This is a genomic window from Kitasatospora sp. GAS1066B (genome assembly GCF_041262605.1).
Classification (GTDB): domain Bacteria; phylum Actinomycetota; class Actinomycetes; order Streptomycetales; family Streptomycetaceae; genus Kitasatospora.
Genome location: NZ_JBGCCO010000055.1, coordinates 1 through 17,543, shown reverse-complemented (window position 1 = coordinate 17,543; position 17,543 = coordinate 1). Strand labels below are relative to the sequence as shown.

The window sequence follows — 17,543 nt, the reverse complement described above, 5'->3', positions numbered from 1 at the left end:
CCGGCGCAGTGAGCCGCGTCAGTCGGCCAGCATCAGCTGGAGCAGGTCGCGCAGCGCCTCGCGCTGCTCGCCGGTCAGCGGCTCCAGGGGGTGCGAGGCGAACGGCATCCGGGCGCGCAGGTCGGCGATCACGCTCAGGCCGGCTTCGGTGGCGGCGACCAGTTTGACCCGGCGGTCGCCCGGGCTGGGGCGGCGTTCGGCCAGGCCGCGGGTCTCCAGGCGGTCCACGACGGCGGTGACGTTGGACGGCTCGGCGTGCAGGTGGTCGGCGATCCGGCGCATCGCGACCGGGTGTTCGGCGGCGATCAGCGCCTTGGCCTGCAGCGGGGTCAGGTCGTGCGGGGTGGCGGCGGCCTCGGACTCCTGGGCGTAGCGGCGGTTGATCGCGGCGAAGAGGGCCACGACCTGGGCGGTCAGTTCATCCGATGGCATGGGGCCAGTCTACCGAGATGCTTGACAATCGAAAACATCTGGTTGCATAGTTATCGAGACAGGTAGTTATGAAGCATAAGTAAGTGCAGCGAAAGGCCACCCATGCGCACCGTTCTGATCACCGGCACCTCCTCCGGCATCGGCCTGGCCACCGCCGTCGCCGCCGCCCAGGCCGGCTGGCGGGCCGTCGCCACGATGCGCGACACCGCCAAGGCCGGCGCCCTGATCGCGGCGGCCGAGGCCGCCGGGGTGAGCGAGCTGGTCGAGGTGCGGGCGCTGGACGTGACCGACCCGGCCTCGGTGGCTGCCTGCGTGGCGCAGATCGCCGCCGAGCACGGCCGGCTGGACGCGGTGGTCAACAACGCGGGCGCCGGGCACGTCGGCACCATCGAGCAGGAGAGCGTCGAGGACGTCCGGGCCGTGATGGAGGTCAACTTCTTCGGCGTGGTCGAGGTGACCCGGGCCGCACTGCCGCTGCTGCGCGAGAGCAAGGGCCGGCTGATCTCGGTGACCAGCGTCGGCGGCGTGATCGGCCAGCCGTTCAACGAGGCGTACTGCGCGGCCAAGTTCGCCGTCGAGGGCTTCATGGAGTCGCTGGCGCCGGTCGCCGCGACCACCGGGGTGAGCGTGAGCGTGGTGGAGCCGGGCGCGGTGGCGAGCGAGTTCGTCGCCAACGTCGGCCTCGACCCGCAGGCGGTGGCCGCCGCCGGTCCGTACGGCCCGGCCCTGGCCACCTACCTGGACCGCACCCGCAACGCCTTCGCCAACGCGCAGACCCGCGAGGGCGCGGCCGCCGCGATCATCGAGGTGCTGACCGCCGAGAAGCCCGCCTTCCGGGTGCAGACCTCGGACGCCGCGCGCGGCTTCACCGCCGTCAAGCTCGCCGACCAGGACGGCTCGGCGGTGCAGGGCCTGACGGCGGGCTGGGTGGCCTAGGGCCTGTACGGCGGATCTTTCCGGGCCCGCGACGCCGGGCGCCCAACGCCGCGGGCTCATCCGAAAAGATCCGCCGTACAGGCCCTAGTAGGCGCTCCCCGGGGTAGGAGCCCCAGTGCGGTGTCAGGGTCGCCGACATGCGGGGCCGCCTGAGCGGTGACATGTTGGTGGCAGCCCATTGTCGGACGAACCGCGAGGAGGAGACATGGGCATGATGGACAAGCTCAAGGGCATGCTCGGTGGCCACAGTGAGAAGGCGACCGACATGGCGTCCGGCGCGAAGGACCGCGCGATGGACGCCGGGCAGGAGGCTTCCGACAAGGCCCAGGAGCACCTGCCGGGCCCGGCGGCCGACGCCCTGGGGAACATCACCAACCGCGGCCAGCAGGGCGTTGACGACGGCCAACAGGCGGCGTCGGACATGGAGAGCGAGGGCGGCCCCGAATGGGAGCGGTGACCCGCTGACCACCGGCTGAGCGGGGCGCATCCTGGAGACCAGGATGCGCCCCGCTCACGTATGTGCCGCCACGCGGCCTCAGCCGCGTGGTGGCAGCGGCGGGCGCCGCAGGTCCGGGCGCGGGGTGTCGGCCGGCGGCGGGGCGGCGGCAGGGTGGGTGTGCAGCAGCTCCAGGGCGACCCGGACGGCCTCGGACAGCTCGGTGTTGCGGCCGGCCGCCCAGTCGGCGGGGCTGCGCAGCACCGGGATGTCCGGTTCCACCCCGTGGTTCTCGATCCCGAAGCCGCGCCCGCCGGTGAACCAGGAGGCGTTGGCGGGCACCGAGAGCTGGGTGCCGTCACCCAGGGTGTGCCGGCCGATGGTGCCGACCACCCCGCCCCAGGTCCGCCGGCCGACCACCGGACCCAGGCCCAGCAGCTTGACCGCCGCGATGATCACGTCCCCGTCCGAGCTGGTCGCCTCGTCGGCCAGCGCCACGATCGGGCCGCGCGGCGCGTCGCGCGGGTAGCGCACGGCGCGCCGGCCGCGGGTGTGGTCCCAGGCCAGCACCCGGCGGGTGAGCTTCTCCAGGACCAGCTCCGAGACGTTGCCACCGGCGTTCCCCCGCACGTCCAACACCAGGGCGGGACGGTCGAGTTCGCGGCGCAGGTCGCGGTTGAACTGGGCCCAGCCGGAGCCGCCGAGGTCGGGGATGTGCAGGTAGCCGCAGAGGCCGTCGCTGAACTCCCTCACCAGCGACCGGCGTCGGGCCACCCAGTCCTGGTAGCGCAGCGGCCGCTCGTCGGTCACCGGGGTGATCGCCACCCGGCGCACCGGGCCGTCGGGGCCGCGCCGCACGGCGAGTTCCAGGGTGCTGCCGCCGGCTCCGGCCAGCAGTGGGGCCGGGCCGCGCACCGGGTCCGGGGTGCGGCCGGCGATCGCCACCAACTCGTCGCCCTCGCGCACCTGGTGGCCCGCCAGCGGGGCGCGGGCGCGGGGGTCGGAGGACTCGCCGAGCAGCACCCGGCTGAGCAGCCAGCGGCCGTCCGGCTCGCGGTGCGCGCTCGCCCCGAGCAGCCCGAGCGGCTGCTGCACCGGCGCGGGCCCCTCGCCGCGCCGGGCCGGGGTGACGTAGGCGTGCGAGGTGCCGAGCTCGCCGAGCAGCTCGCGCAGCAGGTCGGCGAAGTCGTCGGGGGAGGCGATCCGATCCAGCAGCGGCTCGTACTGGGCGACCAGCGCGGGCCAGTCCAGGCCGCCCAGCGCCGGGTCCCAGAACTGGTCGCGGACCAGCCGGGCCGCCTCGTGATAGGCCTGGCGCCACTCCGGGCCCGGGTGGACGGTGTGGGTGATCCGGCGCAGGTCCACCGTCACCGCGGCGCCCGGGGCGGCCAGCGGCAGCAGCTTGAGCGAGCCGGCGACGAAGGTGGCCACCGCCGCGCCGTCGCCGGAGACCGCGTAGCCGTCCACCTGCTCCTGCACGGTGCTGCGGGTGGCGGAGGCCAGGTCGAAGTACTCCAGGGCGGGGCGCCCGGACAGGTCGGTGGGGCTGGCGAAGGTCTCGCCGAGCGCGCCGGAGATCGGCCAGCGCAGCCAGAGCAGCCCGCCGCGCACCGGCGCCGGGGTGGAGTACTTGGAGGCGATCACCGGGAACGGCACCAGCCGCTCGGGCAGGCCCTCGACGTCCACCAGCACGGTGCCGTCGCCGGGCGCCGGGTCCGCCTCGTCGCCGACCGGGGCGGCGAACGGCGAGGGGGTGTCGGCGGCCAGCGGGACCAGGTACGGGCGGCAGCCGAGCGGAAAGGAGAGGTCGCCGGTGTGCACGTCGTGCACCGGGTCGAAGCCACGCCAGGAGAGGAAGACCAGGTAGCGGCCGTCCCGGGTGAAGACCGGTTGCTCGTCCTCGAAGCGGCCCTCGGTGACGTTCAGCGGCAGCGCGTCGGGCAGGTCCAGGCGCTGCAGCCGGATCCGGCGCAGCGAGCGCCCGGCGACCGGCTGGGACCAGGCCAGCCAGCGCGAGTCGGGGGAGAAGGCCAGGCCCCGGATCGGGCCGTAGCCGGCCCTGGCCAGCTCGCGGACCTCGCCGTCGGCGGTGTGGACCAGCAGCAGCCGGCCGTCGCCGGCGGCCGCCGCGAGCAGGTGGCCGTCCCGGCTGGCGACCAGCTCGAGCACCTGGCCCAGCCGCCCGGCCGCGATCCGGCGGGCCGCCGGTGCCGTGGTCGGTGCGGTGGTCGGTGCGGCGGTGGTCGGTGTGGCGGTCGGCGCGGGGTGCGTGGCCGCGCTGCCGGGCAGCGCGGCCAGTTCGATCGCGTCCTCGCCCTCGGCGTCGGTGACCCAGGCGATCTGTCCGGTGCCGCCGAGCACGACGGGCAGCCGGGCTCGCACCCCGGGGGTGTCGGCCAGCGCGCGGGCCGGGCCGTCGCGGTGGGTGAGCCAGTAGAGGCTGCCGCGCACCCCGACCACTCCGGAGCGGCCGGTGGCGTCGCAGACCAGGTCGTTGAGGTGCCGGGCGGCGGTCACCTGGTACGGGCGGCGCCCGGCCCGGGAGCCGCCCAGGCGCATGGTGAGCCGGCGCGGAGCGGGGGCGTCCAGGCTCTCCAGCAGCCACAGGTCGCCGGCGTGCTGGTAGACCACCCGGTGGCCGTCCGTGCTCGCCTCGCGCGCGTAGTAGCTCGCGTGGTCGGTGTGCCGGCGCAGGTCGGCGCCGTCCGGGCGGCAGGAGTAGAGGTTGGCGATGCCCTCGTGGTCGGAGAGGAACGCCACCCGCTGGTCGACCAGCATCGGGGAGGAGAGGTGGCCGGGCAGGTCGGGCAGCAGCTGCGCGCCGTCCAGCCAGAGCCGCCCGGTGGCGCCGCCCCGGTAGCGCTTCCAGGCGGCCGGCTCGTGCGGGGCGGCGGCGGTCAGCAGCAGCGTGTGATCCGCCGTCAGGTACAGGTCGCGGACCGGGCCCCAGGGCAGCCGCCGGCCCGGCGAGCCGTCCAGCGGCAGCGCGTGCGCCCAGGTGTAGTGCGCGAAGGGCTCGTGGTGGGAGGTGAGCGCGAGCACCTCGCCGGTGGGCAGCCAGCCGCGCACCCGGGTGTCCTGGCTGCCCCAGTAGGTCAGCCGGACCGCCTCGCCGCCCTCGGTGGGCGCCGTCCACACCTCGGGGGTGAGCGCGGCCCAGCTGGTCCAGGCGACGGTGCGGCCGTCGGGGGAGAGTCTGGGGTGCGAGACCCGGGTGCGGTCACAGCTGACCCGCCAGGCCCGGCCTGACGATCCGTCAGGTTCGAGCGGGGCGAGCCACACGTCGTCCTCGGCGGTCAGCGTCAGCAGCTCGCCGGTCAGATGGGGGTAGCGCAGGTAGCCGCGGTGGTTGTCGGTCACCTTCCCATCGTTCGCAGGCTGCGCGGGCCTGGCAACCGGGGGTCCTGGCTAAGAGGGTCCGCCAGTAGGGGGCCGCTCGCTGCCGGCCGGCCAGATCTCGTGCACCCAGAGCCCGGCCGCCCGGGTCAGTGCGGCCACCTCGGCCGGCTCGCCGCCCGGGCTGCCGTCCCAGACCGCGATCAGCTCGTCGATCATGCCGACCAGGGCCCGGCCCAGGTCGTCGCCGAGGCCGCCGGCCGAGGTGGCCGCCAGCCGGTGCACGGCGGTGGCCTCGCGGACGATCTCGCCGGCGGCCCCCTGCCGCGGCAGCGCGCCACCGCTGGCCGGGACGACGATCTCCACCTTGCCGCCGTGCTCGCGCACCGCCTGCGCGAACCAGGTCTCGGGGCCCGGGCGCAGCGCGGTGACGCCGACCAGCTCGTACGGCCCGTAGGTGGTCACCAGCCGCCACAGCTCGCCGCGCACCAGCATTTCGGTCAGGTCGGAGAGGCCTTGGTACCCGGTGATTCCGACGCGCATTCTCGTGCCCTTCGCTCAGGGCCGTGCCGTCTTCAGGATAGCGCCGGAGTCCTCCCGAGCTCCTGGGCCGGGCCTCAGCCGCCGTGGAGCCGTATTCAAGTGCCTCACAAGTCACGAAACCTACGTTCGAACGTAACTGGACCGGGCGTAGCGGCTGATGCCGGCACCGCCTCGGATCGCGCAACCCACGGACGCGAGACAAGGATCTGATCCCTTGAGAATCATCGGCCTCAGTGAGGTGCTCCCGGGCGAGCCGGTCACGAACCGGGACATGGCGGAACGTTTCGGCCTGCACGAGAAGTGGCTGGACCGGATGACCGGCAACCGCAGCCGGTACTTCTGCGAGCCGGACAGCGCGGACGGCGAGCCGAAGAACACCGGCGACCTGGCGACCCTGGCCGGCGAGCGGGCGCTGGCGGCGGCCGGCGCCGAGCTGTCCTCGATCGACTTCCTGATCCTGACCACCGGTTCCCCCGACCACTTGATGCCGGCCACCGTGAACCTGGTCGCCGACCGGCTCGGCCTCAACGACCTGCCCACCTTCCAGCTCACCTCCGGCTGCGCGGGCGCGCTGCAGGGCCTCTACACCGCGCGCGCGATGCTCGCCTCGGGGCACCGGCGCGGCCTGGTGATCGGCGCGGACAGCGTGGTCAAGCTCTGGCCCGCCAACCGCGACCTCAAGCGGATCAGCCCCGCCGAGCTGGCCAACTTCGCGCTCTTCGGCGACGGCGCGGGCGCGGCCGTGGTCGACGCCTCGATGGACGGGCCCGGCCTGCTGGTCGACCAGCTGGTGCTGCGCACCGTCGGCAAGGGCCGCAAGCCCGCCCAGCTGGTGCGCTGGTACGGCGCCGACGGCGCGCCGATGATCACCGCGGCGAACGGCAAGGAGATCCGCGAGCCGATGGGCGAGGAGGACTACAAGGCGATCGAGGAGCACGTGCCGGGCCTGGCCGCGGGCGTGCTGCAGGAGCTGGCCGCGCTCACCGGCTGGCCGGTCGCCGAGGTCGAGCACATCCTCACCCCGCAGCTGAACGGCGTGATGGCGGACCGGATCCGGGAGTTCATGGGGGTGCGGCCCGAGCAGGCCGTCTCCTGCGTGGCGGACACCGGCAACAACGGCAACGCGCTGCCGTTCATCCAGCTCCACCGGGCGCTGCGGCGGATCGAGGAGGGCGGCGGCGAGCGGGACCGGGTGCTGGTCACCACCATCGAGTCCTCCAAGTGGACGGTCTCCGGGCTGGCCCTGCGCTACCGGCGGGAGGCGGCCGGTGATGTCCGCTGAACCGCGTGCGCACCGCTCCCCGGTCGCCGAGCTGCGCGCGCTCAAGCGCGCGGGGTTGACCGACTCGGCGGGCCGGGTGCGGCAGTTGCTCGGTGAGCTGCTGGCGGCCGGCGAGCCGCTGGACCTGGAGGCCGCGGGCAGCCTGCTGTCCGGGCCGGCCCAGCGCGAGCAGCTGGCGGCGGCAGGTGGCTTCACCGGCTACCGCCTGGCGCTGCTCGGCAGCTCCACGCTGGACGCGCTGGCGCCGCTGCTGACCGCCTGCCTGGTCGGCGCCGGGGTGCTGCCGGAGATCCGCACCACCGGCTTCAACCAGTGGCGCTTCGAGATCCTCTCCGGCGCGCCGACCCTGAAGGAGCTGCGCCCGCAGCTCAGCGCGCTGCTGCTGGACGAGGCCGCGGTCTTCGAGGGCGTGCAGCAACGCCTGGACCTGGCCGAGATCGAGCAGCGCTGCGCCGACTTCCCCGGCGAGGTCGAGCAGTGGCTGACGGCCACCCAGCAGGCCCTGGGCGGGCTGGTGGTGCTGGCCACCGTGCCGCTCGGCCCGCTCACCCGGGACCGTTTCGTGGACTACCGCGGCAAGGCGCGGCTGACCGCGGCCTGGTACCGGCTGAACGCCGAGTTGCTGGCGCTGGCCGAGCGGCACGAGTCCGTGGTGGTGCTCGACCTGGCCTCGGTGGCCGAACGGTCCGGCCGGCTCTTCGCCGCCGACCGGATGCGGCACGTGGCCGGGCAGGTGTACGCGCCGGAGTTCCTGGCCGGCTACGCGGGCGAGCTGGCCAAGGTGGTGCGGGCCGCGCTCGGACGGGCGGCCAAGTGCCTGGTGCTCGACCTGGACAACACCCTGTGGGGCGGCGTGGTCGGTGACGACTCGGTGGCCGGGCTCAAGCTCGGCGGCGCGTTCCCCGGCTCGGCGCACCGCGAACTCCAGCTGCTGGCCAAGGACTTGATGGCGCAGGGGGTGATGCTCGCGGTCGCCTCGAAGAACGAGGAGGTGATCGCCCGCGAGGCGGTCGCCACGCATCCCGAGATGGTGCTGAGCCCGGCCGACTTCGTGGCCTTCGCGGCGAACTGGAACCCCAAGCCGGACAACGTGCGGCGGATGGCCGAGCAGCTGAACATCGGCGTGGACGCGATGGTCTTCGTGGACGACAACCCGGTGGAGCGCGGCCTGATGGCCGAGTTGCTGCCGCAGGTGGCCACGGTCGCGCTGCCCGCCGACCCGGCCGGCTACGCGAGCGCGCTGGCGGCCCGGGGCGACTTCAACGTGCTGAGCCTGACCGCCGAGGACCGCAGCCGCACCGAGCTCTACCGCTCGCGTGCCGCCCGGGCCGAACTGGCAGGTGCGGCAAGCAGTCTGACGGAGTATCTGGAGAGCCTGGAGTCCGAGCTGACGATCGAGCCGGTGAACCCGCTCAACGCCGTGCGGATCGCCCAACTCTTCGGCAAGACCAACCAGTTCAACCTGACCGGGGTCCGCTTCGGGCTCGACGAGGTGGAGGGCGCGGTGGCCGACTTCTTCGCCGCCCGGCTGACCGACCGCTTCGGCGACAACGGTCTGATCGCCGCCCTCGCGCTCGGCCGGGACGCCGACGGCGCCCGGGTCGTGGAGAACTTCGTGCTCAGCTGCCGGGTCTTCTCCCGCGAGGTGGAGGACGCGATCCTCGGCCTGGTGCTGCGGGCGGCCCGGGCCGAGGGTGCCCCTGCGGTCCGGGCGAGCTACACGAGGACCGCGAAGAACGGCCAGTTCGCCGGCTTCTACGCCGCCGCCGGGTTCACCGAGACGGAGCCCGGCGCCTTCCGCCACGACCTGCGGGAGCTGTCCGAACTCCCCAGGTGGATCCGCATCAACCAGCCCGAGGAGGCATTCCGTGTCAGCTGATCAGCTGTCGTCCGACCAGGTGGTCAAGGAAGTCGTGGCCCAGCTGCTGGACCTCGACGAGGAGGGCCTGGCGATGGACCAGCCGCTGGCCGACATCGAGGAGTGGGACTCGGTGAACGCCCTGCGGGTGCTGGTCTACCTGGAGCGCGAGCTGGGCGAGTCGGTGGACTACGACCGGTTCATGAAGGCCGAGCTGCTGGCCGACCTCTCGGCCCTGGTGGCCGATGTCCAGGTGGCGCGGTGACTGCCGTGACCACGGCGTTCCCCGCCGCCCGGCGCGGCACCTACACCTTCCTGCGCGACGCCCGGAACACCTGCCACGTGCACCTGGTGGCGGACGTGGACGCGAGCCGGCTCAAGGCGGCCCGCACGGCCTGTGGCGGCAAGCTCAGCTACGCGAGCTTCGTGGTCAAGGCCGGCGCCGACGTGATCGCCGACTGCCCGCCGGCCCGCTCGGTGCTCACCGGCTCCACCGGGCGCCCGAAGCTGGCGGTGCTGGACGAGGTGCACGCCAAGGTGCTCTTCGACAAGACGGTGGACGGCACCCGCTGTGTGGTCTCCGGCATCGTCAAGTCCGCGCAGCAGCGCTCGGTGCTGGAGGTGCAGACCGAGCTGGACGCCTACAAGGACGCCGAAGTCACCGACCCCGAGGGCCCGTTCCGCAACGTGCTGCGGGTGGCGAAGTTGCCGGTGCCGCTGGCCTGGCTCGCCTACCGGCTGGCCACCCGGGACCCGCGCCGGCGCACCGAGCTGGGCGGCGTCTTCTCGGTCACCTCGGTCGGCCACGAGCCGGTCCGGTCGATCCTGCCGATGATCACCGGCTCGCTCGGCTTCGGGGTCGGCCGGATCGTCGACACCCCGGTGGTGCGCGACGGGCAGATCGTCGCCGCGCCCGTCCTGACCCTCTCGCTCACCTTCGACCACCGCATCCTCGACGGTGCGCTGGCCGCGGAACTCCTCGCCCGCACCAAGGACAAGCTCGAGCACTGGGAGATGCCATGACCGTCCCGACCACTGTGGATGTGCTGATCGTCGGCGGCGGACCGGCCGGCGCCCTGCTGGGCTGCCTGCTGGCCCGGCGCGGCATCGAGGTGCTGCACGTGGAGAAGCAGAGCAGCCTGGAGCGCGACTTCCGTGGCGAGACGCTGGCCGCGCCGTCCGCCGTGACGCTGCGCCGGCTCGGCTTCGACGCCGCGCTGAAGGCGCACGGCTACCTGGAGACCAGCTCGGTGACGATGCGGATGGAGGGCCGCCAGGTCTTCACCATCGACTACGCGAAGTTCCCGATCGGGGCGCTGCCGATCGACATTCCGCAGCCCGCGCTGATCGGCATCTTCCAGCAGGCCGCCCGGGCCGAGCCGACCTACCACTACGCCGCCAGCACCAACTGCACCGGCCTGATCGAGCAGGGCGGCCAGATCCTGGGCGCGGTGCTCAAGTGCTCCGACGGCTCCCGGGTGGAGGTCCGCTCGCGCCTGGTGGTCGGCGCGGACGGGCGCTTCTCCAAGGTCCGCAAGGCCGCGGGGCTGGAGGCCACCATCACCCCGATGGGCCGCGACTTCCTCTCCTTCAAGCTGCCGCGCCCGGCCGACTGGGGCAACCAGGCCCAGCTGGTGGTCAACCAGGACAAGCACCTGGTGGTGCTGCCGACCTTCCCGGACTTCCTGCGGATCGGGCACAACCTGCCCAAGCGCGGGCTCGGCGACGTGCGCAAGGAGGGCTTCGACGCCTTCCGCAACGGCATCGCCGCGATCGACCCGCGACTGCGGCCGCTGCTGCACGAGTTCCTCACCTCCTTCGACGACACCAGCTTCCTGGAGATCTTCACCGCGGAGCTGGACCAGTGGGCGCGCGACGGCCTGGTGCTGATCGGCGACGCCTCGCACACCGTCACCCCGATCCTCGGCCAGGGGGTCAACCTCGCGATCCAGGACGTGGTCTGCGTGGCCCCGGTGATCGCCGGCGCCCTGAAGAAGTCCCACCAGCAGCTCCAGGCGGCCGAGTTCGACGCCTTCGTGGCGGACCGCAAGGCGCACAAGGCGCAGGTCACCCGCTACCAGCGGATCCAGGAGGCGGCGCTGGGCGCCCAGACCCCGTTCGCCGTCCGGGCCCGCCGGGCCCGGTACAGCGCGCTGAACGCGCTGCCGATCAAGTACCGGGTCTTCGGGAAGGTGATCAACGCCCCGCACCCGATCGACCCGGTGGACCTGCGCACCGGCGCGTCCGAGAGCGCCGTCCGCGCCGCCGCCTGAACCGGCCCTGACAGACAGTCAGTTCGCCGTGGCGCCCCCAGGAATCCTTTCCCCTTCACTGACTTGAGGTTGACCGAGATGCCTGAAGACACCCACGACCCCGAGCAGCTGATCGCCATCGTCGGCATGTCGGCCCGCCTGCCTGGCGCGCCCGACGTGGACAGCTTCTGGCGGGTGCTCAGCGAGCGCACCGACGCCATCCGGCCGGTCCCCGCCGACCGCTGGGACGCCACGGCGCAGCTCGACCCCGAAAAGACCGTCCAGGCCGTCGGCGGATTCCTGGAGGGCCTGGACCAGTTCGACCCGACCTTCTTCGGCATCTCGCCGCGCGAGGCCGAGGACATGGACCCGCAGCAGCGCCTGGTCCTGGAGGCCGGCTGGCGCGCGCTGGAGGACGCCGGGCGCCCCGCCGAGGAGCTGCGCGAGTCGCGCACCGGCGTCTACGTGGGCGCCAGCTGGCACGACTACGAGATCCTGCGCAAGGAGCGCGGGGCCGGTGCCACCCAGCACAGCATCGTCGGCAACGCGCTGGACGTGATCGCCGCCCGGCTCTCCTACTTCCTCAAGCTCAAGGGCCCCAGCCTCGCGGTGGAGACCGGCTGCTCCTCCTCGCTGGTCGCGCTGCACCTGGCGGGGCAGGCACTGCGCTCAGGTGAGATCGAGGGCGCGGTGGTGGCCGGCGTCAACCTGATCATGGCCCCCGACGTCTCGATCGGCCTGACCCACTTCGGCGGGCTCTCCAAGGCCGGGCGCTGCCACGCGTTCGGCGCCGCCGCGGACGGCTTCGTGCGCGGCGAGGGCGTGGTCGCCCTCTACCTCAAGCGCCTGGACCGGGCACTGGCCGACGGGGACCGGGTGCACGGCGTGATCGTGCGCACCGCCGTCAACAACGACGCGGGCGGCGACAGCCTGGTCACCCCCAACCCGGCCGGCCAGGTGGACCTGCTGCGCCAGGTCTACGAGGACTCGGACATCCCGCTCGACAAGCTCTCCTACATCGAGGCGCACGGCACCGGTACGCTGCGCGGCGACCCGGTCGAGGCGGCCGGCATCGGCACGGTGCTCGCCCAGCGCCGCGACCGGGCGCTCGGCCCGCTGGGCATCGGCTCGGCCAAGACCAACATCGGCCACCTGGAGGCCGCGGCGGGCATGGTCGGCCTGGTCAAGGGGGTGCTCTCGCTCAAGCACCGGATGGTGCCGCCGAGCCTGCACTCCGAGCAGCTCAACCCCGACATCGACTTCGAGACGCTCAACCTCCAGGTGGTCCGCGAGCCGCTGGAGCTACCCGCCGAGGGCGACGTCTACCTGGGCGTCAACTCCTTCGGCTGGGGCGGCACCAACGCGCACGTGGTGCTGCGCACCGCCCCCGAGCCGGCCGCCGCCGAGCCCCAGGAGCAGGACGGGCCGCTGCTGCTGCCGCTCTCCGCGCAGCAGGAGGACGCGCTGCGCCAGCGGGCCGAGGAGCTGGCTTCGGTCCTCGCGGACGGGGCACCGCGCGACGTCGCCGCCACCCTGGGCAGCCGGCGCGACCACTTCCCGGTCCGCCTCGCCGCCGTCGGCGCGGACGGCGCCGCGCTCGCCGAGAGCCTGGCCCGCTACGCCGCCGACCCCGCCGACGAGATCCCCGCGCTGGTCACCGGGCGGGCCCGCACGCTCGGCAAGACCGTCTTCGTCTTCCCCGGTCAGGGCTCGCAGTGGTCCGGCATGGGCCGCGAACTCTACGGCCAGGACCCGGTCTTCACCAAGGTGATCGACCGCTGCGCCGAGGCGCTGCGCCCGCACTTCGAGTGGGACCTGCCGGCCATCGTGGCGGGCGCGGCCGGCGAGGAGTGGCTGAGCCGGATCGACATGCTGCAGCCCGCGCTCTGGGCGATGTCGCTGGGCCTGGCCGAGCGCTGGCGCGCGGCGGGCGTCGAGCCGGACGTGGTGATCGGGCACAGCCAGGGTGAGGTCACCGCCGCGACGCTGGCCGGGATCCTCTCCTACGAGGACGCGGCGCTGGTGATGGCCCGGCGCAGCGCGATCGCCCGGCGCACCTCGGGCAAGGGCCGGATGCTCGCCGTCGACCTGGACGTGGCCGGCGCCCGGGCGGCCCTGGAGGGCTTCGAGGAGCAGGTCTCGCTCGCCGTCAACAACGGCCCGTCCTCCTGCGTGCTCTCCGGCGACATCGACGCGGTGCTCACCCTCAAGGAGATCCTCGAGGCCGAGGGCACCTTCTGCCGCCTGGTCAACGTCGACTACGCCTCGCACAGTCCGCAGATGGACGAGCTGCGCGCGGACCTGCAGAGCGCGCTGGCCGACGTGCGGCCCAGACTCGGTGCGATCGGCCTGATGTCCACCGTGCAGGTCCAGGCGCTGGCCGGGCCCGAGATGGACACCACCTACTGGGTGGAGAACCTGCGCCGCCCGGTGCTCTTCGCCGACGCGATGGGCAAGCTCTTCGACGACGGCGTCACGCACGTGGTGGAGATCAGCCCGCACCCGATCCTGGCCCCCGCCATCGAGCAACTGGCCGCGCTGCGCACCGAGCCGCCGGCCGTGCTCACCACGCTCCGCCGCGAGCAGGGCAGCCGGGCCGACCTGCAGCTCGCCTTCGCCCGCGGCTACGTCAACGGCCTGCGCCCGTTCGTCCGGCAGCCCGCCGACGCGCTGGTCGCGGTGCCCGGCTACCCGTGGCAGCGCGAGCGGTTCTGGGTCGCCGAGGGCCGCCGGCGCGGTTCGGCGCAGGGCGGTCTGGAGTTCGCGCTCACCCCGCTGGCCAGCGAGCAGGACAGCTGGCAGGGCGGCATCGAGCTGGCGCTGGCCGACCAGCCCTGGCTGCGCGACCACCAGGTGCACGAGGCCGTGGTGGTGCCCGGCGCCGCGATGATGTCCTTCGCGCTGGCCACCGCACACGCCCGCACCGGCGCCGTCCCCGGGCTGGTCACCGGCTTCGCCTTCAAGAGCGACCTGACGCTGACCGACGAGGCCGCCAGACTGAGCGTGCTGTGGCGCGACGACGTCACCGAGGGCGGCAGCTTCACGCTGCTCTCGCTGCCCGCCGGCGCCACCGGCTGGACCGAGCACGCGAGCGCCCGGCTCACCACCCAGCGCCGTGCCGATGCCCCCACCGTCGCCTTCCCGGAGCCGCTGCTGGCCGAAGAGCCGGGCAGCGCCGAGGAGTTCTACGCCGCCTGCGCGGCGCGCGGGCTCAACTACGGCGCGGCCTTCCAGGGCCTGGCCGGGGTGCGGGTGCTGGACGGCCGCGCGCTCGGCGAGGTCCGGCTGCCGGAGCGCTGCGTTGCCGGCGCCCGGGCGCACACCCTGCACCCGGCGCTCTGGGACGCGGCGTTGCAGGTCTCGCTGGCGCTGAACGAGGGCGCCGACGCGGTCGTGCCGGTCGGGGTGGACCGGATCCACCTGCACCAGGAGCTGACCGAGCCGGTGCTCGGGCTCTGGTCGTACGCGGTGCGCCGCGAGGCGGACATCGTCGACCTGTACCTCTACGACGGCGACCGGCAGCCGCTGGCCACCCTGGAGGGGCTGCGGCTGCAGCGGCTGGCCACCGACGGGCCGGCGGACGAGGCCGCGGAGCGGGTGCACCGGCTGCGGTTCCGGGCCCAGGCCAACGCGGCCGAGCCGGTCAGCAGCGGCAGTTGGCTGGTCGGCGAGCTCGCCGAGGGCCTCGCCGCGCCGCTGGCCGCCGCCCTCGGCGCGGCCGGAGCCGGCGCCCGCTCGGTGCGTGCGACCGGGGCCGACGCCACCGACCAGGCCGCCTGGACCAGGCTGCTGAAGGACGGCCCGGTGCCGACCGAGCTGGTCTTCAGCGCGCCCGACGGCGCCGATCTCCAGCTGCAGCGCACCGGCCTGCTCGCGCTGGCCGCGCTGGTCCGGGCCGCCGGCACGCTGGCCACCCCGCCGCGGCTGACCGTGCTCACCCGGCACGCGCAGGCCGTCACCGACACCGACCAGGTCGACCCGGGCGCCGCGCTGTACTGGGGCTTCACCCGGGTGCTGCGCCGCGAGCATCCCGAACTGCGGCCGCAGGTCATTGATCTGACGGATGCTCAGATCAATGGACCGGCAGCCGCCGAACTGGCCGCCGAACTGCTCGCCGACGAGGGCGAGGACCAGGTCGCGCTGCGGGCCGGGGAGCGGCACGTCGCCCGGCTGCTGCGCGGCACGGACGAGGCCGACCAGGATCGGGTGGCGGCCCCCTGGCAACGGCCCGCCGAACCGTTCCGGCTGGTGCCCGAGCGACCCGGCTTCTGGGACGGCCTGGTCTACAAGCCGCTCACCCGACGGGCGCCGGCGGCCGGTGAGATCGAGATCGCGGTCAGCGCGACGGCGCTCAACTTCATCGACGTGATGAAGGCGATGGGCACCTACCCCGACTCCTCGGCCGGCGCCGACCTGCTCGGCGGCGAGTGCGCGGGAACCGTCACCGCGCTCGGCGAGGGCGTCACCGCACTCGCGGTCGGGGACCGGGTGGTGGCCTGCTCGTTCGGCTCGATCGCCTCCTACGTGACGGTCCGCGCCGAGCACACCCGGCCGATCCCGGACCACCTGAGCGACGCGGCCGCGGCCGCGCTGCCGCTGGTGATGGCCACCGCCTGGTACGCGCTGGACGGCCTGGCGGCACTGGAGCCGGGCGAGAGCGTGCTGATCCACTCCGCCACCGGCGGCCTGGGCCTGGCGGCCGTCAAGATCGCCCAGGCGCGCGGCGCCCGGGTGATCGCCACCGCGGGCAGCGAGGCCAAGCGGCAGTACCTGCGCGAGCTGGGCATCGCGGACGTCTTCGACTCCCGCGACCTGTCCTGGGCCGAGCAGACGCTGGCCGCCACTGGCGGGCGCGGCGTGGACGTGGTGCTCAACTCGCTGACCGGCGCGGCGATCACGCTGGGTCTGGAGGTGCTGGCCGAGGACGGCCGGTTCATCGAGGTCGGCAAGAAGGACATCTACAGCGGCCGGACGATCAGCCTGGACGCCTTCCGCAAGGGCATCTCGCTGGCGGCGGTCGACCTGGCCGGCCTGATGGACCGCAGGCCCGCCAGGTTCGCCCGGCTCCTCACCGAGATCTGGGACCTGATCGCGGCCGGTCCGGTGGGCGAACTGCCGGTCAACACCTACTCCTTCGCGGACGCGGCGGAGGCGCTGCGGGAGATGTCCAAGGGCAGCCACATCGGCAAGTTCGTGCTCTGCGACCCGAGCACGGTGACGGCGGTGGCTCCCGAGCCGCTGCCGGGCGGCAGCTTCCGGGCCGACGCCAGCTACCTGCTCAGCGGCGGGCTCGGCGCGCTCGGCCTCTCGCTGGCCGAGTACCTGGCCGACCACGGCGCCGGCGCGCTCGCCCTGCTCGGCCGCTCCGCCCCGAGCGCCGAGGCCGAGCAGCGGCTGGCGGCGCTGCGCGAGCGCGGCGTGCGGGTCACCGCGTACGCCGCCGACGTGGCCGACCCGGCCTCGCTGGCCGCCGCGTTGGCCCGGGTGCGGTCCGAACTCCCGCCGCTGCGCGGGGTGTTCCACGCCGCCGGGCTGCTGGACGACGCCACCGTGCTGAACCTGACGGCCGATCAGCTGACCCGGGTGCTGGCCCCCAAGGTGGACGGCGCCCGCAACCTGGACGCGGCCACCGCGAGCGACCCGCTGGACCTCTTCGTGCTCTTCTCCTCCGCGGCCACCCTGATCGGCAACGCCGGCCAGGCGGCCTACGCGGCCGGCAACTCCTACCAGGACGCGCTGGCCACCGCCCGGCGCCGGCGCGGGCTGCCCGCGCTGAGCGTGCAGTGGGGGCCGTTCGAGGGGATCGGCCTGGCCGCCCAGGACGAGAACCGTGGTGCCCGGCTCGCCGAGCGCGGCATGGCGGGCTTCACCGCCGAGGAGGCCTGGCCGGCCCTGGTCCGGTTCCTGGAACAGGGCGAGGAGGTGGTCGGCTACGTTCCGCTGAACCTGCGGCAGTGGTTCGACGCCTACCCCGACACCGCCGCGCTGAAGAGCTGGCAGGTGCTGCGCCAGACCTCCCAGCAGGGCGGCGGGGCCGGTGGCGGCAGCGAGTTCCGCACCACCCTGCTGGCCGCCGCGGCCACCGACCGCCCCGTGCTGGTGGAGCAGAAGGTCCGCGAACTGGCGGGCCGGGTGCTGCGGTTGGACCCCAAGGCGATCGATCGTGAGACCCCCTTCAAGGCGCTCGGCCTGGACTCCCTGATGGGTCTGGAACTGCGCAACCGGTTGGAGGCCGCCTTCGGCCTCAAGCTCTCGCCCACCCTGCTGTGGACCTACGGGAACTCCCGGGCCCTGTCCGAGGTGCTGAGCGAGCGGCTGGCCCCCGAGGCCGGCGAGGCCACCGAGGCGGCCACGGCCTGAGCGAGGGTCGGTGCGCCCGCCCGGCTCACCCGGGGGGGCGCCCCCCCCCCGGGGCGGGGTAAAGTCCCGGGACCCGGGCGGGGGAAAGCCAAGAGGGAACCCGCCACA

The 17,543-nt window shown here is 74.0% G+C and carries 11 protein-coding genes; 8 read left to right on the top strand and 3 right to left on the bottom strand.

What is annotated here, in order from left to right:
- Positions 1-18: 18 nt before the first annotated feature.
- Positions 19-432 carry a MarR family winged helix-turn-helix transcriptional regulator gene (locus ABH937_RS36220; RefSeq protein WP_280692566.1) on the bottom strand — a complete coding sequence of 138 codons (414 nt, stop codon included), beginning with the start codon at positions 430-432 and terminating at the stop codon, positions 19-21.
- A 102-nt stretch (positions 433-534) separates the two neighbouring features.
- Here ABH937_RS36220 and ABH937_RS36215 point away from each other — a divergent pair, with 102 nt between their 5' ends.
- Together ABH937_RS36215 and ABH937_RS36210 are read left to right on the top strand one after the other, a co-directional pair.
- The gene (locus tag ABH937_RS36215; RefSeq protein ID WP_280692568.1) at positions 535-1,368 is read left to right on the top strand and encodes an SDR family NAD(P)-dependent oxidoreductase; all 834 of its coding nucleotides are present in this window, start codon (positions 535-537) and stop codon (positions 1,366-1,368) included.
- Positions 1,369-1,573: 205 nt separating this feature from the next.
- A complete protein-coding gene (locus tag ABH937_RS36210; RefSeq protein ID WP_280692570.1) occupies positions 1,574-1,825 on the top strand; it encodes a hypothetical protein in 252 nt (83 codons plus the stop codon).
- Positions 1,826-1,903: 78 nt separating this feature from the next.
- Here ABH937_RS36210 and ABH937_RS36205 read toward each other — a convergent pair whose 3' ends face one another.
- Positions 1,904-5,164 (bottom strand): S41 family peptidase, encoded by a 3,261-nt coding sequence (locus ABH937_RS36205; protein ID WP_370220680.1) that lies wholly within the window; start codon positions 5,162-5,164, stop codon positions 1,904-1,906.
- Between the two features lie 48 nt (positions 5,165-5,212).
- Positions 5,213-5,683: a hypothetical protein gene (locus ABH937_RS36200; RefSeq protein WP_370220679.1), complete on the bottom strand. Its 471-nt coding sequence runs from the start codon at positions 5,681-5,683 to the stop codon at positions 5,213-5,215.
- Positions 5,684-5,897: 214 nt separating this feature from the next.
- Here ABH937_RS36200 and ABH937_RS36195 point away from each other — a divergent pair, with 214 nt between their 5' ends.
- The 6 genes from ABH937_RS36195 to ABH937_RS36170 all read left to right on the top strand — a co-directional run bounded on the left by ABH937_RS36195 (position 5,898) and on the right by ABH937_RS36170 (position 17,435).
- Complete coding sequence (locus ABH937_RS36195; protein ID WP_280692576.1) at positions 5,898-6,965, top strand: 3-oxoacyl-ACP synthase III family protein; 1,068 nt, start codon at positions 5,898-5,900, stop codon at positions 6,963-6,965.
- Entirely contained in the window at positions 6,955-8,844 is a 1,890-nt protein-coding gene (locus ABH937_RS36190; RefSeq protein ID WP_370220678.1) for an HAD-IIIC family phosphatase, read from the top strand. The genes ABH937_RS36195 and ABH937_RS36190 overlap by 11 nt, the downstream gene beginning before the upstream one ends.
- A complete protein-coding gene (locus tag ABH937_RS36185) occupies positions 8,834-9,088 on the top strand; it encodes an acyl carrier protein (RefSeq protein WP_280692580.1) in 255 nt (84 codons plus the stop codon). Before ABH937_RS36190 ends, ABH937_RS36185 begins: the two co-directional genes overlap by 11 nt.
- Positions 9,085-9,846 carry a 2-oxo acid dehydrogenase subunit E2 gene (locus ABH937_RS36180; protein WP_280692581.1) on the top strand — a complete coding sequence of 254 codons (762 nt, stop codon included), beginning with the start codon at positions 9,085-9,087 and terminating at the stop codon, positions 9,844-9,846. The genes ABH937_RS36185 and ABH937_RS36180 overlap by 4 nt, the downstream gene beginning before the upstream one ends.
- Positions 9,843-11,096: an FAD-dependent monooxygenase gene (locus ABH937_RS36175; RefSeq protein ID WP_370220677.1), complete on the top strand. Its 1,254-nt coding sequence runs from the start codon at positions 9,843-9,845 to the stop codon at positions 11,094-11,096. The genes ABH937_RS36180 and ABH937_RS36175 overlap by 4 nt, the downstream gene beginning before the upstream one ends.
- A gap of 78 nt (positions 11,097-11,174) precedes the next feature.
- Positions 11,175-17,435, top strand: a complete 6,261-nt coding sequence (locus ABH937_RS36170; protein ID WP_370220676.1) for an SDR family NAD(P)-dependent oxidoreductase — start codon at positions 11,175-11,177, stop codon at positions 17,433-17,435.
- Positions 17,436-17,543 lie beyond the last annotated feature (108 nt).

What these genes read in the sequence shown, in the direction of transcription:
- ABH937_RS36220 (WP_280692566.1), bottom strand. Translation starts at nt 432, where the DNA reads ATGCCATCGGATGAACTGACCGCCCAGGTCGTGGCCCTCTTCGCCGCG.
- ABH937_RS36215 (WP_280692568.1), top strand. Translation starts at nt 535, where the DNA reads ATGCGCACCGTTCTGATCACCGGCACCTCCTCCGGCATCGGCCTGGCC.
- ABH937_RS36210 (WP_280692570.1), top strand. Translation starts at nt 1,574, where the DNA reads ATGGGCATGATGGACAAGCTCAAGGGCATGCTCGGTGGCCACAGTGAG.
- ABH937_RS36200 (WP_370220679.1), bottom strand. Translation starts at nt 5,683, where the DNA reads ATGCGCGTCGGAATCACCGGGTACCAAGGCCTCTCCGACCTGACCGAA.
- ABH937_RS36190 (WP_370220678.1), top strand. Translation starts at nt 6,955, where the DNA reads ATGTCCGCTGAACCGCGTGCGCACCGCTCCCCGGTCGCCGAGCTGCGC.
- ABH937_RS36175 (WP_370220677.1), top strand. Translation starts at nt 9,843, where the DNA reads ATGACCGTCCCGACCACTGTGGATGTGCTGATCGTCGGCGGCGGACCG.
- ABH937_RS36170 (WP_370220676.1), top strand. Translation starts at nt 11,175, where the DNA reads ATGCCTGAAGACACCCACGACCCCGAGCAGCTGATCGCCATCGTCGGC.